General features: G+C 70.6%; 20 protein-coding genes. 9 read left to right on the top strand and 11 right to left on the bottom strand.

Annotated features, from left to right (window positions below; genetic code table 11):
- Positions 1–2: 2 nt before the first annotated feature.
- The 3 genes from glf to BLU20_RS14035 are packed head-to-tail and all read right to left on the bottom strand — an operon-like array spanning position 3 to position 2,996.
- A complete protein-coding gene (gene glf, locus BLU20_RS05750; protein WP_083371911.1) occupies positions 3–1,172 on the bottom strand; it encodes a UDP-galactopyranose mutase in 1,170 nt (389 codons plus the stop codon).
- A 2-nt stretch (positions 1,173–1,174) separates the two neighbouring features.
- Positions 1,175–2,020: a glycosyltransferase gene (locus BLU20_RS14040; protein WP_197675422.1), complete on the bottom strand. Its 846-nt coding sequence runs from the start codon at positions 2,018–2,020 to the stop codon at positions 1,175–1,177.
- Positions 2,013–2,996, bottom strand: a complete 984-nt coding sequence (locus BLU20_RS14035; protein WP_029253109.1) for a glycosyltransferase family 2 protein — start codon at positions 2,994–2,996, stop codon at positions 2,013–2,015. Before BLU20_RS14035 ends, BLU20_RS14040 begins: the two co-directional genes overlap by 8 nt.
- A gap of 132 nt (positions 2,997–3,128) precedes the next feature.
- Here BLU20_RS14035 and BLU20_RS05740 point away from each other — a divergent pair, with 132 nt between their 5' ends.
- Both BLU20_RS05740 and BLU20_RS05735 read left to right on the top strand, forming a co-directional pair.
- A complete protein-coding gene (locus tag BLU20_RS05740; RefSeq protein ID WP_231959319.1) occupies positions 3,129–4,421 on the top strand; it encodes an LCP family protein in 1,293 nt (430 codons plus the stop codon).
- 1 nt (position 4,422) lies between these two features.
- Positions 4,423–5,787: an LCP family protein gene (locus BLU20_RS05735; protein WP_083371910.1), complete on the top strand. Its 1,365-nt coding sequence runs from the start codon at positions 4,423–4,425 to the stop codon at positions 5,785–5,787.
- Positions 5,788–5,829: 42 nt separating this feature from the next.
- Here the strand turns inward: BLU20_RS05735 and purE are convergent, their stop codons facing one another.
- The 5 genes from purE to BLU20_RS05710 all read right to left on the bottom strand — a co-directional run bounded on the left by purE (position 5,830) and on the right by BLU20_RS05710 (position 10,221).
- Entirely contained in the window at positions 5,830–6,372 is a 543-nt protein-coding gene (gene purE / locus BLU20_RS05730) for a 5-(carboxyamino)imidazole ribonucleotide mutase (RefSeq protein WP_029253106.1), read from the bottom strand.
- The gene (locus tag BLU20_RS05725; protein ID WP_231959318.1) at positions 6,372–7,526 is read right to left on the bottom strand and encodes a 5-(carboxyamino)imidazole ribonucleotide synthase; all 1,155 of its coding nucleotides are present in this window, start codon (positions 7,524–7,526) and stop codon (positions 6,372–6,374) included. Before BLU20_RS05725 ends, purE begins: the two co-directional genes overlap by 1 nt.
- A gap of 92 nt (positions 7,527–7,618) precedes the next feature.
- Entirely contained in the window at positions 7,619–8,947 is a 1,329-nt protein-coding gene (locus BLU20_RS05720; RefSeq protein WP_029253104.1) for an ATP-binding protein, read from the bottom strand.
- A 25-nt stretch (positions 8,948–8,972) separates the two neighbouring features.
- Complete coding sequence (locus tag BLU20_RS05715) at positions 8,973–9,659, bottom strand: response regulator transcription factor (protein WP_029253103.1); 687 nt, start codon at positions 9,657–9,659, stop codon at positions 8,973–8,975.
- Positions 9,660–9,801: 142 nt separating this feature from the next.
- Complete coding sequence (locus BLU20_RS05710; RefSeq protein ID WP_155990682.1) at positions 9,802–10,221, bottom strand: hypothetical protein; 420 nt, start codon at positions 10,219–10,221, stop codon at positions 9,802–9,804.
- A gap of 234 nt (positions 10,222–10,455) precedes the next feature.
- Here BLU20_RS05710 and BLU20_RS05705 point away from each other — a divergent pair, with 234 nt between their 5' ends.
- A complete protein-coding gene (locus BLU20_RS05705) occupies positions 10,456–10,704 on the top strand; it encodes a WhiB family transcriptional regulator (RefSeq protein WP_029253101.1) in 249 nt (82 codons plus the stop codon).
- Positions 10,705–10,765: 61 nt separating this feature from the next.
- Here the strand turns inward: BLU20_RS05705 and BLU20_RS05700 are convergent, their stop codons facing one another.
- On the bottom strand, positions 10,766–12,238 hold the full coding sequence (locus BLU20_RS05700; RefSeq protein WP_083371908.1) for a sensor histidine kinase: 1,473 nt from the start codon (positions 12,236–12,238) through the stop codon (positions 10,766–10,768).
- A 95-nt stretch (positions 12,239–12,333) separates the two neighbouring features.
- Here BLU20_RS05700 and BLU20_RS05695 point away from each other — a divergent pair, with 95 nt between their 5' ends.
- The 6 genes from BLU20_RS05695 to BLU20_RS05670 all read left to right on the top strand — a co-directional run bounded on the left by BLU20_RS05695 (position 12,334) and on the right by BLU20_RS05670 (position 18,823).
- Positions 12,334–12,822, top strand: coding sequence for a DUF2505 domain-containing protein (locus tag BLU20_RS05695; protein ID WP_231959317.1), 489 nt, complete (start codon positions 12,334–12,336; stop codon positions 12,820–12,822).
- Between the two features lie 200 nt (positions 12,823–13,022).
- Entirely contained in the window at positions 13,023–14,330 is a 1,308-nt protein-coding gene (locus BLU20_RS05690; RefSeq protein WP_081829716.1) for an ABC transporter substrate-binding protein, read from the top strand.
- A 99-nt stretch (positions 14,331–14,429) separates the two neighbouring features.
- Positions 14,430–15,404 (top strand): carbohydrate ABC transporter permease, encoded by a 975-nt coding sequence (locus tag BLU20_RS05685; protein ID WP_083371907.1) that lies wholly within the window; start codon positions 14,430–14,432, stop codon positions 15,402–15,404.
- The gene (locus BLU20_RS05680; protein WP_083371906.1) at positions 15,401–16,297 is read left to right on the top strand and encodes a carbohydrate ABC transporter permease; all 897 of its coding nucleotides are present in this window, start codon (positions 15,401–15,403) and stop codon (positions 16,295–16,297) included. Before BLU20_RS05685 ends, BLU20_RS05680 begins: the two co-directional genes overlap by 4 nt.
- 8 nt (positions 16,298–16,305) lie before the next feature.
- A complete protein-coding gene (locus BLU20_RS05675) occupies positions 16,306–17,772 on the top strand; it encodes a GH1 family beta-glucosidase (RefSeq protein WP_083372934.1) in 1,467 nt (488 codons plus the stop codon).
- Between the two features lie 43 nt (positions 17,773–17,815).
- The gene (locus BLU20_RS05670) at positions 17,816–18,823 is read left to right on the top strand and encodes a LacI family DNA-binding transcriptional regulator (RefSeq protein WP_083371905.1); all 1,008 of its coding nucleotides are present in this window, start codon (positions 17,816–17,818) and stop codon (positions 18,821–18,823) included.
- Between the two features lie 7 nt (positions 18,824–18,830).
- Here the strand turns inward: BLU20_RS05670 and BLU20_RS05665 are convergent, their stop codons facing one another.
- Positions 18,831–19,922 carry a 1-acyl-sn-glycerol-3-phosphate acyltransferase gene (locus tag BLU20_RS05665; RefSeq protein WP_231959316.1) on the bottom strand — a complete coding sequence of 364 codons (1,092 nt, stop codon included), beginning with the start codon at positions 19,920–19,922 and terminating at the stop codon, positions 18,831–18,833.
- Positions 19,919–20,737 (bottom strand): patatin-like phospholipase family protein, encoded by an 819-nt coding sequence (locus BLU20_RS05660; protein WP_083371904.1) that lies wholly within the window; start codon positions 20,735–20,737, stop codon positions 19,919–19,921. Before BLU20_RS05660 ends, BLU20_RS05665 begins: the two co-directional genes overlap by 4 nt.
- Between the last annotated feature and the right edge of the window lie 22 nt (positions 20,738–20,759).

The raw sequence follows: 20,759 nt of genomic DNA, 5'->3' as shown, positions 1-20,759 counted from the left end.
GATCAGTGCAGAGGTACGCCCGCGGTCAGGTACGGCGTGAGCTTGTTGTCGACCATCGAGAGCGCCGAGCCGATCGCCATGTGCATGTCGAGGTACTGGTACGTACCCAGGCGGCCACCGAAGAGCACGTCCTTCTCACCCTTGGCGAGCTCGCGGTAGGCCTTCAGACGCTCGCGGTCGACGGCGGTGTTGATCGGGTAGTACGGCTCGTCCCCGCCCTCGGCGAACCGCGAGAACTCCCGCATGATCACCGTCCTGTCCGTCGGATACTCCCGCTCGGGGTGGAAGTGGCGGAACTCGTGGATCCGCGTGAACGGCACGTCCGCGTCCGCGTAGTTCATCACCGGCGTCCCCTGGAAATCCCCGACCGGCAGGACCTCCTCCTCGAAGTCCAGCGTCCGCCAGGACAGCTCACCCTCCACACCGTCGAAGTACCGGTCCACAGGCCCGGTGTAGACCACCGGCACGTTGCCGACCACGTTCGCCTTGTGCACGGGCTGGCTCGAGTCGAAGAAGTCCGTGTCCAGACGCACCTCGATGTTCGGATGGTCCGCCATCCGCTCGATCCACGCCGTGTACCCGTCCGTCGGCAACCCCTCGTGGGTGTCGTTGAAGTACCGGTTGTCGTACGTGTACCGCACCGGCAGGCGCGAGATGATCGACGCCGGCAGCTCACGCGGGTCGGTCTGCCACTGCTTGGCCGTGTACTCACGGATGAACGCCTCGTACAACGGGCGCCCGATCAACGACACCCCCTGCTCGTCGAGGTTCTGCGGCGTCCTGCCCCCCAGCTCGGCCGACAGCTCCTTGATCAACGCACGCGCCGCCGTCGGACCGTGCGCCGACCGGAAGAACTGGTTGATCGTGCCCAGGTTGATCGGCATCGGGAAGACCTCGCCCCGGTGCGTGGTGTACACCCGGTGCTCGTAGTCCGTGAACGACGTGAACCGGTTCACGTACTCCCACACACGCTCGTTCGACGTGTGGAACAGGTGCGCACCGTACCGGTGCACCTCGATCCCCGTCTGCGCCTCCGCCTCCGAGTACGCGTTCCCACCGATGTGCGAACGCCGGTCGATCACCAGCACCTTGCGCCCGTGCTCGACCGCCAACCGCTCCGCCACGGTCAGTCCGAAGAACCCAGAACCTACGACCACCACATCGGCGTCCACTGCTACTCCTCTCGGGCCGCGGCCGGGGCAGCGGCGTCATGTCGGACGACGGCACGGTAGGCCGCGCGGCGGATCCCCTCAGGGACGTACCGGTACGCGCCGCGCACGACGACGTTGCGCAGGTACCCCCACCGCGACGTCATCCCGGCCGCGTGCATCTTGCGCTGCAGCTCGAGCTCCGACCTGAACAGCCGCGTGCCGCCACGCCGTGCATACGCCCCGGCGCCGACGCGGTACTGCACGAGCGGCTCGGCGACGTTCCGGGCCCGCGCCCCGCCGGCGATCATCCGCGCGAACAACCAGTAGTCCTCCATGAGCCGGAGGTCCTCGTAGCCGCCGGCGCGCGCGACCGCACTCTTGCGGTAGACGACCGACGGGTGGTTGAAGGGCGACCGGAACCGGGCGTAGCGCTCGATGGCCGCCTGGTCGACCGGGACCACGCGCAGCAGGCCCAGGTCGCCCTCGACGGCGAACTCCCGGATCGCAGAGCCGACGACGTCGGCGCCGTCGGCGACCATCGGCACCTGGACCTGGAACCGGTGCGGGACCGAGATGTCGTCGGCGTCCTGGCGCGCCACGATCTCGTGGGAGCACCGGGCCAGCCCCTCCTCGAGCGCGAGCGCGAGGCCACCGTTCTCGGGCAGCTCGACGAGCACGACCGGGATCTCGGAGCCGTCGCGCAGCGCCTCGAGGGCCCGCTGGAGGGCGGGACGGACGGGCCCGTCCCGGACGACCACGATCTCCGTCGGCCGCAGCGTCTGCTCCACCGACACCGACGCGAAGGCGCGCTCGACGAACTCCGCGTCGTCGCCGTCGTAGACGGGCAGGAGGACGGAGAAGTCAGGCACGCCCTGCTCCACGCTCGACCGCTGCGACGTCGTCGCTGACGTCCCCCATCCCGGCGAGGACGGTCGTCGAGCTCTTCGGACGCCGCAGGGCCCCGTCACGCAACCCGCGCGAACCGGCACGGACGAGGACGCCGCGCGCCTTGGACGCGGAAACCGTGCGCGCCCAGCGCCGCATCGCGGCGCCGGTGTACAGCACCCGCTCCCCCGGGGTCAGTGCCGACGACCGCGTGATCATCCAGACCTTGTTGCGCACCTCGTAGTAGAAACGCTCGCCCGGGTCGACGTCCGTGGCACCGAAGACCTTCGTCCGGTGCTCGACGACGGACGTGGGCACGTGCAGTCCGGTGCCGTCGCGCAGCAGGCGCGCCGAGTACTCGAAGTCGTCGTTCCAGATGAAGTAGTCGGCGACGGGCAGACCGAACCGCCGGATCGCCCCGCCGTCGATCATCATCGAGACGAACGAGGACGAACGCACCGGGACCGAGGACGTCGCCTCCCCGGCGACCGTGTCACCGTCGCGCTCGTAGGGACGCCGGCGCGGGGTGTTCATCGGGTGCTCGCGACCGTCGACCCACTCGACCCGGCTGCCGAGGATCGTCACGGGCACCGGCGACGCCTCCCGCGCCTCGAGGAGCCCGGCGAGCGCGTGCGGGCCGGGAATCGTGTCGTCGTCCATCACCCACACCAGATCGGCGTCCAGCCGACGGACGGCGTGCGCCATCCCGACCGCGAACCCGCCCGCACCACCGGTGTTGCGGGGAAGAGTCAGCAGGACGGGCCCGCTCGGGTGCTCGACCGCGACGCGCGCCGTGTGGTCCGTCGACGCGTTGTCCACCACGAGGACGGCGTCGACCGGGCGGTCCTGCCCCGCGAGCGCGTCGAGCGCCTCCCGCAGCAGGTCAGCGCGGTTGAACGCCACGACGACCGCGACGACGCGGGGTTCGTGGGCGGACGAGGTCGGCGAGGAATCAGGCACCCACGCAGGGTACCGGGCAGGGCGCCGATCACGGCAGCGACGGACCAGGAACGGCCCACCTGCACGGTTCCTCCACGATCTGTCCCCCGCGAAGGTGCCATGTTTCGTGCGATGGCCTCTATGCTCGTGGCCGTGCCTTCTCACCGCAACGACCGTTCCGCGCGCCAGGTGGCCGCCGAGACGACGCGCGGACCCGCCCATGCAGCGCAGCTGGGCCGCACCTCCGTGATGCGCGGGGTCGCCCTCGGGCTGACGGGTGTCCTCGCCTTCGGCGCGACCGCCGGCGCCCTCGGCGCGAGCCAGCTCACCGGCAACATCCAGACCAGCGACATCTCCGGGCTCACGGGAGACCTCGAGAAGCCCCCGCCTGCCGACGCGAGCGCCGGAGAGGCGCAGAACATCCTCATCCTCGGCTCCGACTTCCGCGGCGACGAGAACGCGGACTTCGCCGTCGCCGGTGTCGAGGGCATGCGCTCGGACACGGCGATCGTCGCCCACATCTCCGCGGACCGCGAGCGGGTCGAGCTCGTCTCGATCCCGCGCGACTCGATGGTGGAACGTCCCACGTGCGAGATGACGGACGGCAGCACCGTCGCGGGCGGTCGCTCGATGTTCAACTCCGCGTTCGCCACGGGCGCCGACTACGGCGGAGACCTCGAGTCCGCCGCCGGCTGCGCGGTCAAGACCGTGCAGGAGACGACCGGCGTCTACATCGACGACTTCGTGATCGTCGACTTCGCAGGGTTCGAGTCGATGGTCGACGCGATCGGCGGCGTGCCGATGTGCATCCCCGAGGCCGTCGACGACCCCAAGGCGGACCTGGTCCTCGACGCCGGCTTCCAGACCCTCGACGGTGCGGACGCCCTCGGGTACGCCCGGGCCCGCTACTCCCTCGGCGACGGCGGCGACCTGAGCCGGATCGGTCGCCAGCAGCAGCTGATCGCCGCGACGCTCAGCCAGGTGCTCAGCCAGAACCTCCTGACCGACGCCACCGGGCTCTACTCCTTCCTCGACGCGGCGACGAGCTCGCTGACCGTCAGCCCCGGACTCAGCTCAGTCACCGACCTCACCGGCCTCGCCTACAGCCTTCGGAGCATCCGGTCGGGCAACATCTCCCTCATGACCATCCCGACGTCACCCGACCCCGCGGACCCGAACCGACTCGTCTGGACGTACGAGGCCGACGAGGTCTGGGACAAGCTCGCGACCGACACGCCCCTGATCGAGGACGCCACGCCCGTCTCGGACGAGGCGGACCCGGGCACCGGCGGCACGACGGACGACACCTCCACGGAGGACGGGGCCGGGACGACCGAGGCGGCAGCCGAGACCGCGGACGAGACGGACACCACCGACGTCGGAGAAGAGAAGGAGGCGGGTCAGGAGGCGTTCGACCTGAACGACACCACCTCGACCTGCGAGTGACATGAGCGACGACGGATCTCTCCCGCCCAGCTTCACGCCACCCGGCGGCCGCTCTCGCCCCTCGGACGCCGACAAGGCGATCCCGGTGGGCTCGGACCGTCGCCGTTCGCGCCAGGGACCGACGCACCCACCGACACCGAACGGGATCCCCGCCTCCGGCACGTCGGGCGAGCCGCGGATCAAGCGGCAGTCCACCCGGGGCACGGGCGAGCAGCCGGTGACGCCCACCCGCAGGTCGGCCCGCGCGGACACGCCGCGGTCGGGGCGGACGCGAGCGTCGCAGCCACAGGCCCGCTCGGCGCAGCAGCAGCCGGCCTCGTACGCGCCCCGCAGCCAGCAGGGGCAGTCCCGAGCCGCGGCCCCGGCGGCGACCCGATCAGCCCCGGCCCCGAGGACGCAGGGCACGGGATCGTCGGGCATCCGCATCCGCAAGGGCCGCGTCACCGCCGTCATCCTCGTGTTCGTCCTGATCCTGCTGCTCGCGTGGCCGATCGGGCTGGTCATCTGGGCGAACGGCAAGATCCAGCACGTCGACGCGCTCTCGGGCGCGAGCGACACCGCGGGGACGACGTACCTGCTCGCCGGCTCGGACGCCCGTGACGGAGGCGTCGCCGAGGACGGGACCGAGGGAGCACGCACCGACTCGATCCTTCTTCTGCAGAAGCCGACCTCCGGTCCCGTCTCCCTGATCAGCCTCCCGCGCGACACGTACGTCGAGATCCCCGGCTACGGTGCCGGAAAGCTGAACTCGTCGTACTCCTACGGCGGTCCCGCGCTGCTGGTCCAGACCGTCGAGGGTCTCACCGGTCTCACGGTCGACCACTACGCCGAGATCGGCTTCACCGGGGTCGAGGACGTCGTCGACGCCATCGGCGGTGTGGAGCTCTGCCTGGACTACGACGTCGACGACGAGAAGAGCGGCCTCGTCTGGGAGGCCGGCTGCCACGTCGCGGACGGCGAGACCGCCCTGGCCTTCTCGCGCATGCGCTACTCGGACCCGAAGGGCGACATCGGCCGCGCGGAGCGCCAGCGTCAGGTCATCGGAGCCATCGCGGACGAGGCGATCACCCCGTCGCTGCTGTGGCATCCCGGACGCCAGGTCGAGCTCATCACCGCAGGAACGGACGCACTGCTGGTCGACGAGGACACCGGCATGGTGAATCTCGCCTCGCTCGGGCTGGCGTTCGTGAACGCCACGGGCGAGGAAGGCGTGACGGGGACTCCCCCGATCGCGAGCCTCGACTACCGGCCGGGCGGGATCGGCTCGACCGTCCTGCTCGACGAGGAGCTCGCCCCCCAGTTCTGGACGGACGTGCGCGACGGCAACTTCGAGCCGGGGACGACGGTCGGCGACGACGAGGCGTAGCCGCGGCGCGGAACGGCCCGGCGATCCGCCGGGCCGTTCCCGTCAGGCGGTGAAGCCCGTCGACCCCTGCGAGGAACGCGAGGCACGCAGCCGGGCACCCTTGGCACGAGCCTGGTCACCGAGCTCACCCTGGAACGCGACCATCTTCTCGCGCAGGCGCGCCGCGTCCTCGCCCTCTCCTGCACCGAGGATGCGTGCCGCGAGGAGACCCGCGTTCCGGGCACCCCCGACAGAGACAGTTGCGACCGGGACGCCCGCGGGCATCTGCACGATCGAGAGCAACGAGTCCATGCCGTCGAGGTGGCGCAGCGGGACGGGAACCCCGATCACCGGCAGCGGCGTCACGGCCGCGAGCATGCCGGGCAGGTGCGCGGCACCACCGGCGCCCGCGACGATCACACGGATCCCGCGTCCGGCGGCCTCGCGCCCGTAGTCGATCATCTCGGTGGGCATCCGGTGCGCCGAGACGACGTCCACCTCGACGGGGACGCCGAACTCCTCGAGCGCCTCGGCCGCGGCCTCCATCACGGGCCAGTCCGAGTCGGATCCCATGACGATCCCGACGAGCGGGTTCTGAGCGGACATCACGCCTCCTGGGTGGGGTTCTCGCCGCGCAGGATCGCAGCGGCGGCAGTCGCACGACGACGGACCTCGTCCAGGTCGTCGCCGCTCACGTTCACGTGGCCGAGCTTGCGGCCGGGTCGCACGTCCTTGCCGTAGAGGTTGACCCTCGCGTCGGGATAGGCGGCCAGGACGTCCGGCAGGGCGTCGGTCAGGTCACCGAGCGACGAGCCGAGCACGTTCGCCATGACGGTCCAGCGAGCCGTCGCGGAGGTGTCGCCGAGCGGAAGGTCGAGCACGGCACGCAGGTGCTGCTCGAACTGGCTCGTCACCGCACCGTCGATCGTCCAGTGCCCGGAGTTGTGCGGTCGCATCGCGAGCTCGTTGACGAAGATCTCAGGGGCATTCTCGTCCGTGCCGGCGACCTCGAACATCTCGACGGCGAGCACCCCCGTGACGTCGAGCCCTTCGGCGACGTCGACGGCGATCGCCCGCGCCCGTGCGGCGAGGTCGTCCCCCAGCCGCGGGGCGGGGGCGAGGACCTCGGAGCAGACCCCGTCACGCTGGATCGACTCGACGACCGGCCAGGTCCTGATCTCCCCCGACGGGCGACGCGCGACGAGGACCGCGAGCTCGCGGGTGAAGGGAACCTTCTCCTCGACGAGAAGAGGCGGTCCGCCCGTCGACGACGCGGCGAGCCAGTCCGCGGCGGCGTCGGCCGAGTCGACGACCCGCACTCCCTTGCCGTCGTACCCGCCGCGCGACGTCTTCACGACGGCGCTGCCGCCGACCTCGGCGAGGAAGGCCTCGAGCTCCTGCGCACCGGTCTCGGGATCGGTCGCGAGCGGGCGCCACCGGGGGCACGGGGCACCGAGAGCGGTCAGCCGCTCGCGCATCACGATCTTGTCCTGGGCGTGCCGCAGCGCGTGCGCGGAAGGGTGCACGGGCGTCCCCTCGGCGACGAGGGCGTCGAGGAGGGCGTTCGGCACGTGCTCGTGCTCGAACGTGAGTACGTCGGCCCGGGGGCCGGCCTCGGGGACGACGAGCGCCCGGAGATCGGCCTCGTCGCCGGCCGCGCCGACGGGTGCGTCGACCACGACCTGCGCCGCCGCCGTGCCCGCCGACTCGACGAGGACCCTCAGGTGCACACCGAGCTCACCCGCCGCGGGTGCCAACATGCGGGCCAACTGCCCGCCACCAACTACTGCAATCACTGGAGCTGCCACGATCCCCGAGCCTATCGGTACTCGGCGGCTGCTCGCCGACGTGTTCAGGGGCGGCCGAACCAGCCCTTGCGGCCGTGGGCGAGGGTGCGTCCGGTCGGGAGCACCGCGTTGGGATCGAGAGTGCGCGGCACACCGGCCAGGAAGATCGAGAAGACGGCGGGGACGCGCTGGGAGAGCTTGATGCGTCCACCGTCCGCGGCGACGAGGTCGCGGGCGAGGGCCAGACCGAGCCCTGTGCCCGCCCCGGAGGTGACGGACCTCTCGAAGATGTGCGGGGCGAGGTCTTCGGGGACACCGTCCCCCTCGTCAGCGACCTCGATGACCACGGTGCCGCGTTCACCGCCCGACCGCGTGCGGACCGTCGTCGTGCCACCGCCGTGCTTGAGGGAGTTCTCGACGAGCGTCGCCAGCACCTGCGCGAGCCCACCCGGGGTCGCGAGAGCCTGGGCGGAGTCGGGGATGTCGATGACGAGCCGGCGCTCGCCGCGCTCGAACGTCGGGCCGTACTCCTCCTCGAGCTGGCGCCCGATCTCGATCAGCAGCACGGGCTCGGTCGTCCCGCCGACCGCGCTGCGCGACCGCAGCAGCAGGTCGTCGACGACGCCGACGAGTCGCTCGATCTGCTCGAGGGAGATCCGCGCCTCCTCCTGCACCGCCTCGTCGTCCGAGGCCATCGAGATCTCCTCGAGGCGCATGCTCAGCGCCGTCAGCGGCGTCCGGAGCTGGTGCGAGGCGTCCGAGGCGAACTGCCGCTCGGCGGCCAGTCGTGTCGCCATCCGGTCGGCGGACCGCGCGAGCTCGTCCGCGACGAGGTCGATCTCCTCGACACCGGAGTCCTCGAGCCGAGGACGGACCTGCCCGGAGCCCAGCTGTTCTGCCGAGGCCGCGAGGTAGACGAGCGGTGCCGAGAGGCGGTTGGACTGCCAGACGGAGACGGCGATCCCGGCCCCGAACGCGACGACGGTGGCCACCGCGACGAGGAAGACGATCTGCGCCTCGCGGAGCGTGATCTGGTACGACGGGACACTGAGGGTGACCAGCGAGCCGTCGTCGGTGGTCAACGTCCGGGTGACGGTGTCGCCCGACAGCTCCTCACCGGCGTAGAGCACCTGGCCGTCGCTCGTGAGCACGGTGATGTAGGCGTCCAGCCGACCCGTGCCCGTGGCAGCGTTGTCGACGGTGCTCTGCGGCACCTCCTCGCCCGCCTCCGTGCGGCTGTCGATCTGACGGCCGAGGGCCTCGGACCGTGCCGTGAGCTCACGCAGCTCGATGTCCTCGACGAAGCGTGCACCGATGAAGGCCAGGGGCAGCCCGAGGAGCAGCACCGCGACGAGCACCGCGGAGACGGTGGCCGTCAGAAGCCTGCGCCTCATGCGAGCGCACCTTCCAGCCGGAGGATCAGGACTCGACGCCCAGCTCGAAGCGGAAGCCGAGGCCCCGGACCGTCGAGACGTAGCGCGGCGACCCGGCGTCGTCGCCGAGCTTGCGCCGCAACCAGGAGACGTGCATGTCGAGCGTCTTGGTCGAGCCCACGGGCTCGGATCCCCAGACGTCGCGCATCAGTGCGTCGCGCACGACGACGGAGCCCGCGTTCTGCACGAGGACGCGCAGCAGCTCGAACTCCTTGGTGGTCAGGTGCAGCTCACGGTCTCCCTGGAACGCGCGGTGCGCGGCGACGTCGACGCGCACGTCCTGGGCGTGGAGCTCCTCCTCCTCGACGGTGTCCGCGTGGGTGCGACGTAGGAGCGCCCGCACGCGCGCAAGAAGCTCGGCGAGGCGGAAGGGCTTGGTCACATAGTCGTCGGCACCGGCGTCGAGCCCGACGACCAGGTCGACCTCGTCGGCGCGCGCGGTCAGCACGAGCACCGGGGTGGTCAGGCCCTGGTTGCGGATCTCGCGGGCGACGTCGAGGCCGTCCATGTCCGGCAGGCCAAGGTCAAGGACGACGATGTCGGCCCCGCCGGCCGCATCGACGGCACCTTGCCCGGTGCCCTGCACGACGACGTCATAACCCTCACGCGTGAGCGCGCGGGCCAACGGCTCGGCAATTGCGGGGTCATCCTCCGCCAGCAGTACGTGGGTCATTCATCCATGTTAGGGCATCGAAGGTCCCAAGAGATCCCCCTGGGCCATCCTGTGGACGGTTATGTCCACGACAAGTTTCGTCGCAGCCCGGCGGCCTCGCGGGCCGACACCCCGCCGGCACGCCACGGGGAGAGTCCCGATCCTATCCGGCGGCAGACCGCTCCGTGTCCGCGGCGACGCGCAGGACACCGACCACGACGGCCACGGCGACGACCACCAGCGGAACTCCGACGACCGGGTTTCCTGACTGCACGGCGCCGACCCCCACGATCACCTGGAAGATCTGCCAGGTGATCGTCGGTGCACGACCACGCCGGCTCCCACGGACGAGCGCGCGCCCGGAGAAGTAGAGCGCGGCGGCGAGGCCGAGCGCGCACACCACGAGGAAGAGCGTCATGGCGACCAGCTCACCCGGCACGTCCGCCAGGCCGACGAGCAGGAGCACGGCGCCGGCGACCGCCGCGACCACCTCGAGCCCGAGCCCGACGAGGACGACCGTCAGCGCGCGGCTCCGCGGTGCGGACGGACTCTGCGGCGTCGCCGCGGGATCGATGTCAGACACGGTCACCCAGCCTACCCGGCGGCCGGAACCGAGCCTCAGCGGGCTGACCTGCGGCGACGCAGCCGTGTGACAAATACCTCACAAGTCATCTACAAGAAACCTCCGTGTTACCTCTTGTGCAGGGATTCTCGAGGTGTGAGGCTTGATCCAGCACATCCCCCCGAACGAATCTCCTGACCGTGGTGCGCCTACATGCGCCCGGGCCACGGAGTTCCCCTGCCAAGGAGACTGAGAATGGACTGGCGCCACCGCGCATCTTGCCTGGACGAAGACCCCGAGCTGTTCTTCCCCATTGGCAACACGGGTCCCGCGATCTTGCAGATCGAGGAGGCAAAGGCGGTCTGCCGTCGCTGCCCCGTCGTCGACACGTGCCTCAAGTGGGCCATCGAGTCCGGTCAGGACGCAGGCGTCTGGGGCGGGCTGTCCGAGGACGAGCGCCGGGCGCTCAAGCGTCGCACCGCCCGGGCCCGCCGCGCCGGCTGACACTCCGCCTCGAAGGGCCGACACCCCACGCGGGTGTCGGCCCTTCGTGCGTCCGGGGCGGTCAGTCGCGGTTGCGCGACCGCAGCTCGATGTCGATCACGACCTCGGTGCCGCCGCCCTCGCGCGCCGACCAGTCGATGGTCCCGTGCATCTCGTTGAGCACCAGCGTCGAGACGATCTGCGTGCCGAGCCCGCGCTGACCCGTCGTCCCCGGGGTCGGCGAGTCCCCGAGACCGACGCCGTCGTCGGCGACGACGACGTGGATCGCCTTCCCGTCGCGCTGGGCCTCGATCGTGACCCGCCCCTCGGTCCGCCCCTCGAGCCCGTGCTCCACCGCGTTGGTCACCAGCTCGGTGAGCACCAGGGCGAGCGGGGTGGCGACCTCGGCCGGCACCCGCCCGAAGGTCCCCTCGAGCGCCGTCGTGACCCGGGTGTCCGCCGAGGCGACGTCGGCGGCGAGGCGGAGCGCCCGGCTCGCCATCTCGTCGAACTCGACCTCCTCGTCCAGGGTCTGCGACAGGCTCTGGTGCACGAGGGCGATGGTGGCGACACGCCGCATTGCCTCCTCGAGGGCAGCCTTCGCCTCGGGGATCTCCATGCGTCGGGCCTGGAGCCTCAGGAGCGCGGCCACCGTCTGCAGGTTGTTCTTGACCCGGTGGTGGATCTCCCGGATGGTCGCGTCCTTGGTGATCAGCTCCCGCTCGCGCCGACGCAGCTCCGTCGCGTCGCGGCACAGCAGGACCGCGCCGATGCGCTGGCCGTGCTCCGTGAGCGGCAGGGCGCGCAGGGAGAGCGAGACCCCGCGCGACTCGAGGTCGGTCCGCCAGGGTGCGCGGCCCGTGACCACGAGAGGCAGCGACTCGTCGACCGGGGCCTGCTGCTCGACGAGGTCGGTGGTGACCTCGGCGAGCGAGCGCCCGACCAGCGGCCCGAGCACGCCGAGACGGTGGAAGCAGCTCAGGGCGTTCGGGCTCGCGTAGAGCACCTCGCCCTCGGAGTTGAGGCGCAGCAGGCCGTCCCCGACGCGCGGGGCTCCACGACGCGGTCCGGTCGCGGCGTGCGCCATGGGGAACTCGCCGCGCGAGATCATCCCGATCAGGTCGTCCGCGGCCTCGACGTAGTTGAGCTCGAGACGACTGGGGGTACGGCCGCTGCCGAGGTTCGTCTGGCGGGCGACGACGGCGATCGCACGGCCGTCGTGCACCACCGGCACCGCCTCCTCGCGGACCGCGTACGCACCGAACCACCGCGGCTCGCGCGAGCGTTGCGGCGCGATCTCGGACAGCGCACGGCGCAGTTGCGCGAGCTGCCCGTCCGGCGCCTTGGAGCCGACGATGTCGTCGTAGTGGACGGTCGCGCCCGTGCTCGGCCGGCACTGGGCGACGGCCACGAAGCCGTGCTCGGCCGTCGGCAGCCACAGGACGAGATCGGCGAAGGCAAGGTCGGAGATGACCTGCCAGTCGCCGACGAGCTGATGCAGCCAGTCGTTGTCCGCGTCGGACAGATCGGCGTGCTGGGAGAAGAGGTCACTCATGGCGGACACGGCACCAGCGTACGCAGGCGTGAGGGGTGCGGCGCCCGATAGAGTCCAGGGATACCCCGGCGAAAGGCATCCGCATGCACCTCACGGTGACCAGCACGTACCCGGCTCCCGTCGCGGAGGTCGCCGCCATGCTGGCGGCCGAGCCCTTCGTCCGGTGGCGTGCGGGACGGACGAGCCCGGGCGGCACGGTGGACCAGGCGGACGTCAGCGGCAGCCTCGACGGCGGGTTCACCTCGACCGTCCGTCGGACCGTGCCGACCACGGACATCCCGTCCCAGGTCCGCAGCTTCGTCGGTGACCACGTGGAGATCCGCCAGGTGGAGGTCTGGGAGCCCGGGACGGCGTCGCCACGGGGGACGGTGACGCTGGAGATCACCGGTGCGCCCATCCGGCTCACCGGGACGGTCCGACTGGAAGATCTTCCCGACGGCGGGACGGCGCAGACCTACGACGGGGTCCTGCGTGCCGCGGTGCCCCTCTTCGCGTCGACGATCGAGAAGGCCGCGGCCCAGGCGGTACGTGACGCGCTCTCCGCCGAGGAGGTCGCGGGCCGCGAATGGCTCACGGCGCCATAACACCCCGGTAACGATCCGGAAACGAGCCGCCCCCCCCCACAGGTCGCTGACCTGCGACGACGCTTCTTCAGCATTCCGCATCTCCCACCGGCAAGGTCGCTGTCGGTTGACACGCAACCGTGGTAGCGCTTCCATGAACCCACCGATGGAAGCGCTACCACGGCGTTGCCGTCACCGCCCCACAAGACAAGGGAGTCACCGTGCACCGCAGCACACGCACCCGTCGCCTGACCGTCACCGCGACGGCCGGCGCAGCAGCACTCGCGCTCACGCTCACCGCTTGCGGCTCGTCCGACAGCGACGACACCGCCGACAGCGGATCCTCGAACGGCGACGAGGAGATCACCCTCACCGTCGCGACGTTCAACGAGTTCGGCTACGAGGACCTCCTCACCGAGTACGAGGACCTGAACCCGAACATCACGGTCAAGCAGAAGAAGGCCGCCACCGCGGACGAGGCGCGCGACGCGCTGCGCAACTCGCTCGGCGCCAACTCGGGTGCGTCGGACATCGAGGCCATCGAGGTCGACTGGCTCGCCGAGTTCAAGCAGTACCCGGACAAGTTCGCAGACCTGACGAGCGACAGCGTCGAGGGCCGTTGGCTCGACTGGAAGACCGAGGCCGCCACGCTCGAGGACGGCGCTCTGATCGGCTACGGCACCGACATCGGCCCGGAGGCCGTCTGCTACCGCGCCGACCTCTTCGAGGCTGCCGGGATCCCGAGCGACCGCGAGGGTGCCGCCGAGTTCATCGGCGAGTCGTGGGACGACTACTTCGACGCGGGCAAGGAGTTCATGGCGAGCTCCGACGTCCCGTGGTTCGACTCCGCGGGCGCCACCTGGCAGGGCATGATCAACCAGGTTCAGAACGCCTACGAGGAGAACGACGGCACGATCATCGCGACCGAGAACCCCGAGGTCCGCGAGACGTACGACGCCGTCCTCACCGCCGCGGTCGACGAGAACCTGTCCGCCCACCTCGGCCAGTGGTCGCAGGACTGGACCGACTCGTTCCAGAACGACGGCTTCGCCACGATGCTCTGCCCGGGCTGGATGCTCGGTGTCATCGAGGGCAACGCAGCCGGCGTCGAGGGCTGGGACATCGCCGACACCTTCCCCGGTGGCGGTGGCAACTGGGGCGGCTCGTACCTCACCGTCCCGAGCCAGGGCGAGAACGTCGAGGCGGCCAAGGAGCTCGCCGACTGGCTGACCGCCCCCGAGCAGCAGATGAAGGCGTTCGCCGCCAAGGGCACGTTCCCGAGCCAGGTCGAGGCGCTCGACTCCGAGGAGCTCGCCGCGGCCACCAACCCGTTCTTCAACGACGCCCCGACCGGTGAGATCCTCGCCAACCGTGCCGAGGCCGTCTCGGTGACGCCGTTCAAGGGACCGAACTACTTCCCGATCAACACCGCCATGGCGGACGCGATCACCCGCGTGGACGTCGACCAGACCGACGACGCCGACTCCTCCTGGGAGAAGTTCGTCGCCGACGTCGACGCACTGGGCTAGGCCCACCCCCGGCTTCTGACGAAGCCGACGTCCCGGAGGGGCTCGCGGTCGAGACCGCGAGCCCCTCCCCCGGCCGACGAGCACGCGAACCGAGGAATCATGGCCACCACTACGCGCACCCCGGCGCCCGCACGGGGCAACACTCCCAGGAAACCCCGCCGGATCGGCTTCGGGGAGCGGTTCAACCGCTGGGACCTGAAGTTCTCGCCGTACCTGTACATCTCCCCGTTCTTCATCCTCTTCTTCATCACGGGGCTCTTCCCCCTCTTCTACACGGCGTTCGTCTCGGTCCACGACTGGGACACGATCATGGGCCAGGGCACGTACGTCGGGATGGAGAACTTCCAGTTCATCCTGAGCAGCCCCGACTTCTGGAAGGCGCTGCGGAACACCTTCAGCATCTTCCTACTCTCGTCGGTTCCCCAGGTGATCATCGCGATCACCCTCGCCGCGGTGCTCGACCAGAACATCCGTGCGAAGACCTTCTGGCGCATGGGTGTGCTGATCCCGTACGTCGTGACCCCGGTCGCGGTCGCCCTCATCTTCTCGAACCTCTTCGCGGACAAGTTCGGCCTCGTCAATGACATGCTGGGCACCCTCGGGATCGACCCCGTCGGCTGGCACAAAGAGGTTCTCCCCAGCCACTTCGCCATCGCCACGATGGTGAACTTCCGCTGGACCGGGTACAACATCCTGATCTTCCTCGCGGCCATGCAGGCCGTCCCGCGCGACCTGTACGAGGCCGCCGTCATCGACGGGGCCGGCCGGTTCCGTCAGTTCTTCTCGATCACGGTCCCGCAGCTGCGCCCGACCATCATCTTCGTCGTGATCACCTCGACCATCGGCGGACTCCAGATCTTCGACGAGCCCCGCATGTTCGACCAGTTCGGTCGCGGTGGCGCCGACGGTCAGTGGCAGACGCTGACGATCTATCTCTACGAGCTCGGCTGGACGCAGGGCGACTTCGGGCGGGCATCCGCCGTCGCGTGGCTGCTGTTCATGCTGATCGTGCTGATCGGGATCATCAACTTTGCGATTACGCGACGTATCTCAACGAGCGGAGACAAGCGATGACCGCCATGCCGAGCGCCCCCGCCCACGTGGCGCCCCGCCCCGGGAACGGCAAGCCCACCAAGCGTCGCGGGTCGGCCGTACGCCGACCCGGCTGGGTGACCTACGGAATCCTCGGCGCGTTCCTCGCCGGCTCCGTCTTCCCCATCTACTGGTCGTACCTGATCGGGTCCTGGGACGCGCAGGTGCTCACGCGTGACCCCATGCCCTGGTGGCCAGGTGGGAACTTCTTCACCAACGCGGCGACGGTGATCGACACCATCCCGTTCTGGAAGGCGACGATGAACTCGTTCATCGTCTCGGCCACGACCGCGATGACGACCGTCATCTTCGCGACCCTCGCCGGTTACGCGTTCGCCAAGCTGCGGTTCAAGGGCAAGGGCCCTCTGCTCGTCTTCGTCATCGCCACCATGGCCGTGCCGACGCAGCTCGGCGTGGTCCCGCTCTACCTCGTGATGTCGAAGCTCGGCTGGACCGGGTCGCTCACGGCCGTGATCGTCCCTGCGCTGGTGACGGCGTTCGGTGTGTTCTGGATGACCCAGTACATGGGATCCGCCATCCCCGACGAGCTGATCGAGGCCGCGCGCGTCGACGGCGCGTCGATGATCCGGACCTTCTGGCACATCGGACTGACTGCGGCCCGGCCCGCAGCGGCGATGCTCGCGCTGTTCACGTTCATCCAGACCTGGACGAACTTCTTCTGGCCGTTCATCGTGCTCGGCCCCGAGAACCCGACCCTCCCGGTCGCGCTGCAGCAGCTGCAGGCCGCCTTCTTCGTCGACTACTCGCTCGTCCTCGCGGGCGCCACACTCGCCACCCTGCCCCTGCTCGTGCTGTTCATCTTCGTGGGTCGACAGCTCGTCGCAGGCATCATGCAGGGGGCGGTCAAGGGATGATGAACCACATGACCAGCTTCCGACCGACGTCTCCGCACGTCATCAGCCCGGCGAACGCCTCCGGCGTCGTGCGCTTCCCCGAGGGCTTCCTCTGGGGCGCCGCGACCGCCGCCTACCAGGTCGAGGGCGCGGCGTGGACCGACGGCCGGCAGGACTCCATCTGGGACGAGTTCGCCCGTGTTCCCGGTGCCGTCCTGCACGGGGACGACGGCGCCGTCGCCTGCGACCAGTACCACCGCTACCGCGAGGACGTCGCGCTCATGCGCCGGCTGAACCTCGACACGTACCGCTTCTCGACGTCGTGGTCCCGGGTCCACCCGGCCGGCGGTCCGGTGAACCCCGCAGGACTGGCGTACTACGACCGCCTCGTCGACGAGCTCCTCGCCAACGACATCCTGCCGTGGCTCACCCTGTACCACTGGGACCTGCCGCAGGCCCTCGAGGAGCAGGGCGGCTGGGCCAACCGAGACACCGCGTACCGGTTCGCCGACTACGCCGTCACGATGCACGAGGCGCTCGGCGACCGCGTCGGGGTGTGGACGACGCTCAACGAGCCCTGGTGCTCGGCGTTCCTGGGCTACACCGGTGGCCAGCACGCCCCGGGCCGACAGTCGAGGTCGGACGGACTCGCCGCGGCGCACCACCTGATGCTGGGCCACGGCCTGGCGGTGCAGGCCCTGCGCGAGCGGGCGCCCGAGGCGAACCTCGGCATCACGCTGAACTTCGAGGTGGAGGACCCGGTCGACCCGGAGAACCCGGCGGACGTCGACGCGGCCCGTCGGCTCGACGGCCAGTTCAACCGGATGTTCGCCGACCCGATCATCAAGGGCGCGTACGCCCCGGACGTCCTCGAGGACGTCGCGGGACTGGGGCTCGAGGACCACGTCCACGACGGTGACCTCGAGATCATCTCGACGCCGATCGACTCGCTCGGCGTGAACTACTACCACGGGAACCTCGTGGGCTCCGAGCCCGCCAGGGCCGAGCGTGGTGGCGAGGCGCCGACGGACCGGGCCACGAGCTCGCCGTTCCCGAACGACGAGGGCGTGTACGTCCACCCGCGCGACCTGCCGGTGACCGACATGGAGTGGGAGATCCAGCCCGAGGGGCTGACCCGCCTGCTCCTGCGCCTGCAGAAGGACTACACGGGCCCCGCGGGGATCAAGCTCTGCGTCACCGAGAACGGGTGCGCGTACGACGACGTCCCGGACGAGTCCGGCTACGTCGACGACCAGAACCGCCTCGACTTCTACGACGGCCACCTGCGGGCCATCAAGGAGGCGATCGACCTCGGCGCCGACGTCAACGGGTACTTCGCGTGGTCCCTGCTCGACAACTACGAGTGGGCATGGGGCTACGGCAAGCGGTTCGGGATCGTGCGCGTCGACTACGAGACGCAGGAGCGGACCGTCAAGGCGAGCGGCCGGTGGTACGCCGACGTCGCCCGCGACGGCCTGGTCCCCGCACGCCCGTGATCACGAATCCTGCCTACCGGCAAGGTTCAGGCACGATAGAGCCATGATGTCGAGCACCCCCACCCTGGACGAGGTCGCGCGCACCGCGGGAGTCTCGCGGTCGACGGCCTCGCGGGCCATCAACGGCGGCAGTCGCGTGTCGCCCGAGGCCCAGCAGGCGGTGGACGACGCCGTCGCCCGGCTCGGGTACTCCCCGAACCGGGCGGCGCGGTCCCTCGTCACGCGCCGGACGGACTCGATCGCGCTCGTCGTGCCCGAGCCCGACGAGCGGATCCTCAACGACCCGTTCCTCTCGGGAACGCTGCGCGGCGTCAACGCCGCGCTCGGGGCGAGCGACCTCCAGCTCGTCCTCGTGATGGCGCGCCCGGGCGACAGCTCGGGCCGGATCGCCCGCTACCTCCAGTCTGGCCACGTCGACGGCGCGATCGTCACCTCGCACCACCGCGAGGACGGACTCGAGTCGGCACTGCTCGACACGCGGATCCCGTCCGTGTTCGTCGGCCGGCCCTTCGACGACTCCGACACGCTCCGGTACGTCGACATGGACAACGTGGAGGGCGGGCGCACCGCGGCCCAGCACCTGATCGACCGGGGCCGGACCCGCATCGCCACCGTCACCGGTCCGCTCGACATGACGGCCGGTGTGGACCGCTTCACCGGGTGGCGCTCGGCTCTCGAAGGGGCCGGGCTCGACGCGGGCCGTGTCGAGCACGCCGACTTCACCCGCGAGGGTGGTGCCGCGGCGATGCGCAGGCTTCTCGACGTCGCACCGGACCTCGACGCGGTCTTCGTCGCCTCCGACCTGATGGCCTCGGGTGCGCTCCGCGCGCTCCGCGAGGCCGGGCGGGACGTTCCCGGCGACGTCGCCGTCGTCGGGTACGACGACCTCGGCATCGCCGCCAACGCCGCGACCCCGCTGACGACGATCCGCAACCCCGTGATCGAGCTGGCGAACCTGGCGACGCACACGGTCCTCGCGCTCGTGGCGGACGACACGCCGCCGGCGCAGACGTCGTTCCCCGTCGAGCTCGTCGTGCGCGAGTCGTCCTGACCGGTCGCTAGCCGCGCTGCGCCGCCCGCACACCGCGTGACGTCCGCCGGCGGGGGTCGGTCTTCTCCCGCTCGAGCTCGGCGGTCGTCGCGTCGATCCAGCCGTCGACGCGCGCCCACTCGCTGAAGAGCCACGTGCCGCGGTCGTCGGCACCGGCGGGCAGGACCCCGGGAGCGGTCGACCAGCCCTTCATCACGATGTGCTTGTCCATCGGCAGCTCGCGCCAGATGTCTCCGAAGGTCACGAGCTTCTCGAGCCCCGTGTGTGCCACGACGACCACGCCGGCGCGCGGGCAGGCGTCGAGCGCCGCGAGAAATCCGCCAACGTGCGGCGCCATGACGTGCGGCATCGCCGCGGCCATCGCCGCGAGGTCGGACTGCCCGGCGTCCTGCAGCGCGGCGATCCGTGCGGACCGGCGCCGCGGCGTGACGTTCCCGCCCTCCGGGAACAGCAGGAGCGCCGAGTCGTCCGACATCGTCCGTGCCAGGTCTCCGACGGCCTCGCTTCCGCCCGGGTCGTCCGCGGCGCGTCGCAAGTGCGGCACGACGAACTCTGCGGGGATCCGGCTGAGCAGGGTGTCGATCGCCGGGTCCCACCGCAGGGTGTCCTTCAGGACGATCCGGGGCTCACGCCGGGCGACGTTGAGCAGCGCGTCGACGAGGACGAACGAGTCCCCCGGGCCCGCGTGGCGACTGACCACGACCGCGGGCACGCCGTCGAGCCCGCGGATCTCGTCCGCGTCGATGCTGATGCGCAGCCGCAGGGTCCAGCGGATCTGCCAGAAGAGGACCTTGACCATCCACGCGGCGAACCGGAGGTTCACGGAGCGGAACACCTTGCGGTCCATCGCGTACCCGAACCCGGACGCCACCCAGATACCGAAGAACCCCAGCAGGGCCGTGGCCTCCCACAAGATGTAGAACACGGTCATCCAGGCCATCCGCGGTGCCCGGAGGCGGCCGGGCAGCGCCCAGCTGACGACCGCGAGGGCGAGCAGGACCAGCAGGATGCTCGTCGGCGCGAGCAGTACCGCGATCGCGACCATCACGGGCGCGAGGACGAACCGGCGGACCCACCACGGGGGCGGGGCGACGTTCACCTGGCGTCCAGGTACTCGACCGAGGACTCGTAGGAGGCGTCGATCCGCGCCCGGGTCGCGTCGAGCCGGCGGAACGCACCCACCTTCTCGTCGCCGGGCTGGGGACCGCCGGCGGGCAGGACGTGGACCTCGACGCCCTCGGGGACGTTCTTCAGGTCCCGGGCGAAGCGGTGGCGGCGGGAGATCTCGAAGGTCACCTTGGCGACGTCGACGGCGGTCTTCGGCGCGTAGAGCGGCTCGTCGATGCGGCCGACCTGCAGGACGTAGACGCGGTCTGCGCCCCGACGCACCGCCTCACCCAGCGGGATCGAGCTGACGATCCCCCCGTCGACGAAGTGCTCGCCGTCGATCTCGGTGGGCGGCAGCGCACCGGGGACCGACGCCGACGCCATCACGGCGTCGAGCAGCGGGCCCTCGGTGAACCAGTGCTCCTCGGCCTTCTCGATGCTCGCCGCGCAGACGACGAGCGGAACCTCGAGGTCGGCGAACGTGAGCCCGTCGCCGAGAACTCCGACAAGGAGCGCCCGGAGCGTGTCGGGGTCGTTGAGGTGCGTCCGCGTGCGGGCGAGTCGTTGGACCTGGCGGAACCACGACTCGCCGTACACCCGGCTCGCGGTGTCGGACGACCACGCCGTGAGCAGACGGTCGACTACCTCGAGACGCGGTGTCTCCGCGAGCGCCGCGCCGTTGATGGCACCGATCGACGTCCCGACGACGAGGTCGGGCGTGATCCCTCGCTCGAGCAGCGCGCGGATCATCCCGATGTGGACGGCTCCGCGGACGCCGCCGCCGCCGAGGACGAATGCCGTGGTCATACCGTTGATCGTAGGGGACGGG

The sequence above is a fragment of the Paraoerskovia marina genome, assembly GCF_900105445.1.
GTDB classification, from domain to species: Bacteria; Actinomycetota; Actinomycetes; order Actinomycetales; family Cellulomonadaceae; genus Paraoerskovia; species Paraoerskovia marina.
Note: the sequence above shows the minus strand (reverse complement) of the source record. Positions and strands in the feature narration are given on the sequence as shown.